Annotated in this window: 12 protein-coding genes and 1 pseudogene; 11 read left to right on the top strand and 2 right to left on the bottom strand. The window is 68.5% G+C overall.

The annotated features are described in order from the left end of the window. From AX708_RS12820 to AX708_RS12770, 11 genes are all read left to right on the top strand, one after another. Positions 1-484, top strand: a 484-nt coding sequence (locus tag AX708_RS12820; RefSeq protein WP_067490193.1) for a DUF559 domain-containing protein, incomplete at its 5' end; no start/stop codon positions are given. Continuing rightward, positions 484-1,305 (top strand): phytanoyl-CoA dioxygenase family protein, encoded by an 822-nt coding sequence (locus AX708_RS12815; RefSeq protein ID WP_066528350.1) that lies wholly within the window; start codon positions 484-486, stop codon positions 1,303-1,305. The genes AX708_RS12820 and AX708_RS12815, both read left to right, overlap by 1 nt. A gap of 8 nt (positions 1,306-1,313) precedes the next feature. Further along, positions 1,314-2,063 carry a Fe-S cluster assembly ATPase SufC gene (gene sufC, locus AX708_RS12810; protein WP_066528349.1) on the top strand — a complete coding sequence of 250 codons (750 nt, stop codon included), beginning with the start codon at positions 1,314-1,316 and terminating at the stop codon, positions 2,061-2,063. After that, on the top strand, positions 2,060-2,383 hold the full coding sequence (locus tag AX708_RS12805; protein ID WP_066528347.1) for a hypothetical protein: 324 nt from the start codon (positions 2,060-2,062) through the stop codon (positions 2,381-2,383). The genes sufC and AX708_RS12805 overlap by 4 nt, the downstream gene beginning before the upstream one ends. Next, positions 2,380-3,144: a SufD family Fe-S cluster assembly protein gene (locus tag AX708_RS12800; protein WP_066528345.1), complete on the top strand. Its 765-nt coding sequence runs from the start codon at positions 2,380-2,382 to the stop codon at positions 3,142-3,144. Before AX708_RS12805 ends, AX708_RS12800 begins: the two co-directional genes overlap by 4 nt. A 53-nt stretch (positions 3,145-3,197) precedes the next feature. Continuing rightward, on the top strand, positions 3,198-4,373 hold the full coding sequence (locus AX708_RS12795) for a cysteine desulfurase (protein ID WP_197426015.1): 1,176 nt from the start codon (positions 3,198-3,200) through the stop codon (positions 4,371-4,373). Positions 4,374-4,378: 5 nt separating this feature from the next. Next, positions 4,379-4,822, top strand: a complete 444-nt coding sequence (locus AX708_RS12790; RefSeq protein ID WP_156443349.1) for an SUF system Fe-S cluster assembly protein — start codon at positions 4,379-4,381, stop codon at positions 4,820-4,822. Further along, positions 4,819-5,313 carry a GNAT family N-acetyltransferase gene (locus AX708_RS12785; protein ID WP_066528340.1) on the top strand — a complete coding sequence of 165 codons (495 nt, stop codon included), beginning with the start codon at positions 4,819-4,821 and terminating at the stop codon, positions 5,311-5,313. The genes AX708_RS12790 and AX708_RS12785 overlap by 4 nt, the downstream gene beginning before the upstream one ends. Continuing rightward, complete coding sequence (locus AX708_RS12780; RefSeq protein WP_066528338.1) at positions 5,310-5,675, top strand: iron-sulfur cluster assembly accessory protein; 366 nt, start codon at positions 5,310-5,312, stop codon at positions 5,673-5,675. Before AX708_RS12785 ends, AX708_RS12780 begins: the two co-directional genes overlap by 4 nt. Before the next feature lie 8 nt (positions 5,676-5,683). Then, the gene (locus AX708_RS12775; protein WP_067490190.1) at positions 5,684-5,974 is read left to right on the top strand and encodes a hypothetical protein; all 291 of its coding nucleotides are present in this window, start codon (positions 5,684-5,686) and stop codon (positions 5,972-5,974) included. Positions 5,975-5,997: 23 nt separating this feature from the next. Continuing rightward, positions 5,998-6,225, top strand: a complete 228-nt coding sequence (locus tag AX708_RS12770) for a hypothetical protein (RefSeq protein WP_066528327.1) — start codon at positions 5,998-6,000, stop codon at positions 6,223-6,225. Here AX708_RS12770 and AX708_RS12765 read toward each other — a convergent pair. Next, positions 6,210-7,166 (bottom strand): hypothetical protein, encoded by a 957-nt coding sequence (locus tag AX708_RS12765; RefSeq protein WP_066528326.1) that lies wholly within the window; start codon positions 7,164-7,166, stop codon positions 6,210-6,212. The genes AX708_RS12770 and AX708_RS12765 overlap by 16 nt on opposite strands. A gap of 60 nt (positions 7,167-7,226) precedes the next feature. Further along, positions 7,227-7,528: pseudogene (locus AX708_RS20925) on the bottom strand (hypothetical protein); the annotation flags it as partial.

Here is a 7,528-nt window from a genome sequence, read left to right as displayed (position 1 = left end):
GCGCGGGTGGGAGATTTCGGAGAAGCGGCTCGATGCGCTGCACGAACAGGCGCGCGAGTTGCGGCGCCATTCGTCCGAGGCGCACAAGGCGCTCGCCGCCAAGTTCGCCGCCGCGGACATGGGCCGCTACACCTTCAAGCGCCACGCCGTGGTCGGCTCCGCGATCGTCGATTTCAACTGCCACAACCTCGGCCTCGCGCTGGCGATCGACGAGGAGGGGCAGAACGACACCCTCGCGAAGCGCCGCGACAAGAGCCTCGAGAGCGTCGGCATCAAGGTGATGCGCATCGCCGCCAAGGACATCCTCGAGGATATCGACGCGGTGCTCCAGCGCCTCACCCTCACCATGCGCGAGCGGATCGCGGCCAAGAAGGAAGCCGCCCGCGCGCACAAAGCGGCCAACCCCAAGCAGACCTATTCGCGCCCCAAGCCGAAAGGCGATGATCGCGACGGCGCGCCCAAGCCGCGGGGGCGCAAGCCGTGATGCACGACGACCGCGAGCACGACCTCCGGCTGGCAAACAATGCCTCCGAACTGCGCGTGTCTTTCGCCTCCGAGGCCGGCCGCAAGGAGTCGATCGCGCGGGCCGTGGACATTCTCGCGCGGGAAGGCGTGGTCGTGCTCGACGATCTTGTCGACCCCGCGCGGCTGGCTACGCTCAAGTCCGAGATCGAAACGGCTTATCCGGATTACGCCACCCCCAACCGAGCCCGCAATTATGGCCCCTATGAGGGCCGCCACACCATGGGGTTGCGGGTCGAGGGGACCTTGGCGGATCGCGATATCCTGTTGCCGCGGCCGGTGGCGGCGATTGCAGAGATGCTGCTCGGCGAGATGTTCATGGTCGATTCGACCGGGCTGCTCGTGGCCAACCCGGGCGCGCCCGATCAAGTGCGGCACCCCGACGGCACCCTGTTTCCCGAAGTCGATCTCGAATATCTCTTGCCGCCCTTCGCGCTCGCTTTCGCGATGCCGCTGGTGACAATGGACGAAGTGACGGGGCGCACCGCCTTCTGGCGGAAAAGCCACCGCGTTCGCGAAGCCAAGGGCGATCATGATTTCGCGCCGGTGGTGTCGCCGGGATCGGCCATCCTGTGGGATTTTCGCACCAAGCATTGCGGCCTTGCCAACACCGGCACTGCGCCACGCCCGGTGCTCTATTCGGTGCTGTCGCGCTATTGGTGGGTGGAAATACACCCGATGGAAGCGACCGACTATGTCAAACTCCAGGTGCCGCGCGGCGTGATGCAGGGCTTCAGCAAGCGCATGCAATACCGCCTGCGCCGCGCCAAACTGCTCGATTGAGGACCATCATGCTCGAAATCACCAACCTCCACGCCTCGGTCGGCGACAAGCCTATTCTGAAGGGCCTTACGCTCGAAGTCCCCGCGGGCGAGGTGCATGCGATCATGGGCCCCAACGGCGCGGGCAAATCGACGCTGTCGAACGTGCTCGGCGGCAAGCCCGGTTACGAGGTGACCGCGGGCAGCGTGACCTTCCGGGGCGAGGACCTGCTGGCGCTCGAACCGCACGAGCGCGCCGCCAAGGGTCTCTTTCTGGGCTTCCAGTACCCGGTCGAGATCCCCGGCGTCTCCAACGTCCAGTTCCTGCGCGAGGCGCTCAATTCCCAGCGCAAAGCGCGTGGTGAAGAGCCGCTCTCGGGCGGCGAGTTCCTCAAGCTCGCCAAGGACAAGGCGGGGCTGCTCAGGATGGACATGGAAATGCTCAAGCGGCAGGTGAATGTCGGCTTCTCGGGCGGCGAGAAGAAGCGCGCCGAGATGGTGCAGATGGGCATCCTCGACCCAGCCTTCGCGGTGCTGGACGAGACCGACAGTGGCCTCGATATCGACGCGCTGCGGATCGTCGGCGCTGGGATCAACGCGATCATGCGCTCGCCGGATAAAGCCGTGCTCCTCATCACCCACTACCAGCGCCTGCTCGACGTCGTGAAGCCCGACAAGGTGAGCATCCTCGCGGGCGGCCGGATCGTCGAGACCGGCGGGCCGGAACTTGCCCTGCGGCTCGAGGCCGAGGGCTATGACGCGGTGATGGCAGACGCATGATCCTTGCCGCCACCCTCCTCACGGCATTGCAAGCCGCCCCCGCACCGCTCGCCGCACCGGAGGGCGAGATCGTGGTGACGCTCGAACGCCTGCGGCGCGTGACCGTCAACGTCGTACGCGACCCGCAGGGGCGCTGGCACTGCGGGCTTGCAGGCTCGACCGGACAGGCCAGGCTGGACGACCGCCTGTGCCGCGCGGTCACCAAGTGCGTGCGCAAGGGAGCGGACAGTCGCGCCAAGGTCGATGCCTGCATCCGGACCAGTCGCGCGGGGCTGGCCCGCGAGCTGGAACGGGCACTGCAAAAGGACAGGCTGTCATGAACGGAGCCGCTACCCTCTCCCTCCCCACGCGCCGCGACGAGGCGTGGCGCTATGCCGACATGGACGCGCTGGCGCGGCTCGGCGTCGCGGCGCTCGACCAGTGGCAAGCGCTGGACGTCCCCGCGGGCGAAAGCGTGACCCGCTGCCTTGTCGTCGGCTCTAATGCACCCGAACTCCACCGCGTCCGCGTCCAGCTGGGCGAGGGCGCGCGCGCCGCCTTCTTCGTCACCAATGCGGGCGACGATTACACGCGGGTCGAGGTCGAAGTGCGGCTCGCCCGGGGTGCGCATTTCGAATTCGGCGGCGTCACCATCGGCGGTGGTGGCGTCACCCGCGAATTCGTGACGCAGGTCGTCCATGCCGAACCCGAGGCGACCTCCAACCAGACCATCCGCGCGGTGCATTGGGCCGGGGCGACGGGCAATTTCCTCGGCGAGATCAAGGTCGCGCGCCACGCACAGAAGACCGACGCGGCGCAGGACTTCAAGGGCCTGCTGCTCGAGGCCGGAGCGAGCGCCAATGCCGTCCCGCAGCTCGAAATCTTCGCCGATGACGTCAAGTGCGCCCACGGTGCCACCGTCGGCGCGCTCGACGAGGCGGCACGCTTCTACATGATGGCGCGCGGGCTCGATCCTGCCACGGCGCAGCGGCTGCTGGTGCAGGCCTTCATCGGCGATGCCTTTGTGGCGCTCGAAGACGAAGCGGAACGCGAAACGCTGCTCGATGCCGCGCTGGCGGCGCTGGAAGGGGCGAAGCTGTGAGCGACGCCGCCACCCTCGCCCCGCTCGCTAACCTGCGCGCCGATTTCCCCGGCATGGTGACCCATGACGGCAAGCCGTGGCACTACCTCGACACCGCCGCGACCGCGCAGAAGCCGCGCGCGGTGATCGACGCCATGGCGCGCGCCTTGGGCGAGGATTACGCGACCGTCCACCGCGGGGTCTACACCCGCTCGGCCGAGATGACGCTCGCCTACGAGGCGGCGCGGCGCACCGTCGCCCGGTTCATCGGCGGGCACGAGGACGAGCTGGTCTTCACCCGCGGCGCGACCGAGGCGATCAACCTCGTCGCGCAGACCTGGGGCCGCGCGAACCTCAAGGCGGGGGACCGCATCCTCCTCTCGCAGGCCGAGCATCATTCGAACATCGTGCCTTGGCAGATGGTGGCCGGGGAAGTGGGGGCGCAGATCGACGTGTGCCCGCTGACCGACGACCACCGGATCGACCTCGATGCTGCCGAGGCGATGCTGACCGAGCGTCACAAGCTGGTCGCGCTGGGCCATGTCTCCAACGTCACCGGCGCGCTGCTCGATGCCCCGCGCGCGGCTGCGCTGGCGCACAAGGTCGGGGCGAAGCTGCTGCTCGACGGGTGCCAGTCGGCGCCGCACATGGGCGTCGATGTCGCGGCGCTCGATTGCGATTTCTACGTCTTCTCCGCGCACAAGCTCTACGGGCCGACCGGGATCGGGGCGCTGTGGGCGCGCAAGGCCATTCTCGCCGACATGCCCCCCTATCAGGGCGGCGGGGCGATGATCGACCGGGTGACCTTCGCGAAAACGACCTACGCCAGCGGGCCGCAAAGGTTCGAGGCGGGAACGCCCGCGATCACCGAGGCGATCGCCTTCGCCGCCGCCGCCGATTACGTCAGCGCCATCGGCCCCGCGCGCATCCATGCGCGCGAACAACAGCTGGTCGCGAAACTCCGCCGCGAATTGGGTGCAATGAACGACGTCACGCTCTTCGGCCCCGCCGACAGCGCCGGGATCGTCAGCTTCGCGCTGGACGACATCCACCCCCACGACCTCGGCACGATCCTCGACGAGAGCAATGTCGCGATCCGCGCGGGGCACCACTGCGCCCAGCCCTTGATGGACTACCTCGGCGTCCCCGCCACCGCACGCGCCAGCTTCGGCCTCTACTCCTCCGAAGCCGATGTCGACGCGCTGCTCGCCGGGATCGCCCGCACCCGCCGCATTTTTGGAAAAGGATGAGAGCGATGGACAGCTCAGCCGAAAAACCCCCCCGCGCCCGCGTCTCGGACGCCGTGGACACGGACAGCGAAGCACCCCGCACCCGCGACTATCTCGACGGCTTCCTCGCCGCCAAGCCGCCCGAAAGCCCGGTGGGCGGCGAAGGCAGCGATCTGCAGGCCGACGTCATCGAGGCGCTGCGCGAGATCTTCGATCCGGAAATCCCGGTCAATATCTACGATCTCGGCCTGATCTACGGCGTCGAGGTCGACGAGAACCGCGACGCCACCGTCACCATGACGCTCACCACCCCGCATTGCCCCGTCGCCGAAAGCATGCCCGGCGAGGTCGAACTGCGCGTCTCGAGCGTGCCGGGAATCCGCGATGCCGAGGTCAATCTTGTCTGGGACCCGCCGTGGGGCCCGCACAAGATGAGCGACGAGGCGCGGCTCGAACTGGGGATGCTGTGAGCGACACCGCCATCCTTGCGATTACCCTTGCGGACTACCGCGACCCGCGCGATGCGGCGGACGTCGTGGCGCTGCTCGATGCCTATGCGCGCGATCCGATGGGCGGCGGCGAGCCCTTGCGCGATGACGTCAGGGCGCGCCTCGCAGGCGATCTGGCGGCCAACCCGCAGGCCTTCTCGCTGATCGCGCGCATAGATGGCCGCGCGGTCGGCCTTGCCAATTGCTTCATGGGCTATTCGACCTTCGCCGCCGCGCCGCTGGTCAATATTCACGATCTCGCGGTGCTCCCCGAGGCGCGCGGGCACGGGGTCGGAAAGGCGCTCCTGCAAGCCGTCGAGGCCGAGGCCTTGAAGCGCGGGGCCTGCAAGATCACATTGGAAGTGCTGAGCGGCAATCCGGCGCGCCGTCTCTATGCGCGCGAAGGCTTTGGCGACTACCAGCTCGATCCCGCCACCGGGCACGCGCTGTTCTGGCAGAAGAGGCTCACATGACCGAGACGACCACGACTTCTCGCCCCGCCCCCAAGGCCGCCGTCACCCTGACGCCGAGCGCCGAGGCGCGCATCGCCGAGCTGATGAGCAAGGCCCCGGCGGACGCCATCGGCGTCAAGCTCTCGACCCCGCGCCGGGGCTGCTCGGGCCTCGCCTATTCGGTCGACTACGTCACCACCGAAGCCAAGTTCGACGAGAAGATCCCCACCCCCGGCGGCGTGTTCTACATCGACGGCGCCTCGGTGCTCTACCTCATCGGCAGCACGATGGACTGGCGCGAGGACGATTTCACCGCGGGCTTCGTGTTCGAGAACCCCAACGCCAAGGGCGCCTGTGGCTGCGGCGAGAGTTTCATGGTATAATCAGGGCCATGCCCCGCCAAGCCCCACCCCCGCGCAGCATCCTTGCAGGTCTCGGCCAGATTCTGGTCGGGTTCGGGATGGTGGCGATTGCTGCCGGCGAGACGATCGCGGCGGGCAGGCATCGCCCCTCACCCGATCTTAAACCCGGCACCGGGTCGCTGGCGGACATCATGCGCCAACGGCCGCGCCCGCGCCGCAAGCCGCCCGAATCCGGCATGCCCGTTCCCGCTGTCCCGCCGCGCGGGCCCATGCCGCTCCAGGGCGGAGCCGCCGCCGCGCTCGACCCGGCGCGCGATTGACGGCGTCGCCGCGTGACCCCGCGATGACGCGCGGCACGGACCTACCCCCCGATCGTGACGCCCAGCGCATCGCCCAGCGCGGGCGCGAGGTGCAGGCGATCATCAACCAGCTGGAAGGCGAGCGCGCGGCGTTAGAGGCGCAGCTTGCGAGCGGGCCCGCGCTTGCGGATCAGGCCCGGATCGAAACCGAAATTCTCCACCTCGCGCTCGCCTTGGGCGAGCTGCGCGGCGGGCATTACTCCGGCGTCTGACGCCGCTCGGCGAGCCGCGCGAGGAGGATCCGTTCGAGATCGTCGACCTCACCATCAGCCTCGATCATGATCTCGAGCGATTCGCGCTCGAAATCGGTCACCACCTCGCCCGCCGCGGCGAGCGCGCCGTAGTCGGGCCCGGCGGGCTTCTTCTTGCCGAACACCTTGCCGAAGTGGTTCATTACATTCGGAACCTCGCGGACCACGCGGCCCATGAAGCGCCCGACATTGGCGTCAGCGTCGGCGATGAAGGCTTCGAGCTCGCGGCGGCGCTCGTGGCTGAGCTGCGCATTCTGCAGCGTGAAGCCCTTGAGGAAATTCTCCACCCCGTCGAGGAACAGGTCCTCCCACTCGGGCGCGTTCTCGTCGGCGAGGGTCGCGTCCTTCAGGCGGAACAGCATCTCGGCATCGTGGCGGGTGACCGCGGCCGGGCCATGGCCACCGCTCGCGAAGATCACGCGGCGCAGGATGCGGCATTCGGCGGCGGTGATGTGGGTGGCGCTGAGGTCGCCCCCGTGGCGGGTCGGGCCGGTGCCGTGCAGCACCGCATGCTCGACCTTGGCGAGCACGTAGTCCTTGAGCCGGTCGGGGGTGTTCTCTGCCCGCTCGAGGATGCGCACCAGCGCCTCGAGCTCGGCCATGGAATCGACCTTGCCGTCACGCTCGACCTGCGCGATCAGCCACTCGGCTTCCTCGAGATTGCACTGGAGGCGCGGCGGGGTGCCGTTGAGGACGTGCTCGCCGATCGCCTCGACGAAGAAGTCGACCCATTCGGGCGTGCGGGTGTGGAGCGCCTGGTTGAGCGTGAACAGCGCCTCGGCCTCTTCGCGGGTGATGATCCCGTCGCCCCAGCCTTCGCGGCGCAGGGCGATGAGTTCGTCGGCGGTGATCTGGCCGTCGGCGGCGGCGGCGCGCGCGACTTCGAGGAATTGGGTGGTCACTCTGGTCTATCCCCTGTGATCTTCGCGAGAGGACATGCCACGAACAGGCTTAAGGCGGGGTTACCTTTGCTCGACCTCGCGGATGCAGGCACCCGGATCGGCGGGCGCACCGCCCTGCCGGAACCGTGCCTCGACATGGGTCGCAGTCGGTTCGGCGGCGGCGGCGACGGGGTAGAGGTAGATGTCGAGCACGCAGGTTTGCCCGGCGAACTGGAGTTTCCTCGCATCGCCCTCGGCAAGGTCGATGCGGGGGCTGCCGAAGCGCGCGGTGAGCGTGGCGGCGGGCGAGCCGATCACGCCGGAGAGCCCGGCGGGGGCCATCACCTCGGGCACCACGACGATGGTGGAGCGCGGGGTGGCGG

The organism is Erythrobacter sp. CCH5-A1, from assembly GCF_001557115.1.
Classification (GTDB): Bacteria; Pseudomonadota; Alphaproteobacteria; order Sphingomonadales; family Sphingomonadaceae; genus Erythrobacter.
The sequence above is the reverse complement of the archived record's forward strand: the minus strand, read 5'-3'. Positions and strand labels throughout refer to the sequence as shown.

Excerpts from the sequence above, each read along its gene's own strand:
- AX708_RS12815 (WP_066528350.1), top strand. The coding sequence starts at position 484 with ATGCACGACGACCGCGAGCACGACCTCCGGCTGGCAAACAATGCCTCC.
- sufC (WP_066528349.1), top strand. The coding sequence starts at position 1,314 with ATGCTCGAAATCACCAACCTCCACGCCTCGGTCGGCGACAAGCCTATT.
- AX708_RS12805 (WP_066528347.1), top strand. The coding sequence starts at position 2,060 with ATGATCCTTGCCGCCACCCTCCTCACGGCATTGCAAGCCGCCCCCGCA.
- AX708_RS12800 (WP_066528345.1), top strand. The coding sequence starts at position 2,380 with ATGAACGGAGCCGCTACCCTCTCCCTCCCCACGCGCCGCGACGAGGCG.
- AX708_RS12795 (WP_197426015.1), top strand. The coding sequence starts at position 3,198 with ATGGTGACCCATGACGGCAAGCCGTGGCACTACCTCGACACCGCCGCG.
- AX708_RS12790 (WP_156443349.1), top strand. The coding sequence starts at position 4,379 with ATGGACAGCTCAGCCGAAAAACCCCCCCGCGCCCGCGTCTCGGACGCC.
- AX708_RS12780 (WP_066528338.1), top strand. The coding sequence starts at position 5,310 with ATGACCGAGACGACCACGACTTCTCGCCCCGCCCCCAAGGCCGCCGTC.
- AX708_RS12775 (WP_067490190.1), top strand. The coding sequence starts at position 5,684 with ATGCCCCGCCAAGCCCCACCCCCGCGCAGCATCCTTGCAGGTCTCGGC.
- AX708_RS12770 (WP_066528327.1), top strand. The coding sequence starts at position 5,998 with ATGACGCGCGGCACGGACCTACCCCCCGATCGTGACGCCCAGCGCATC.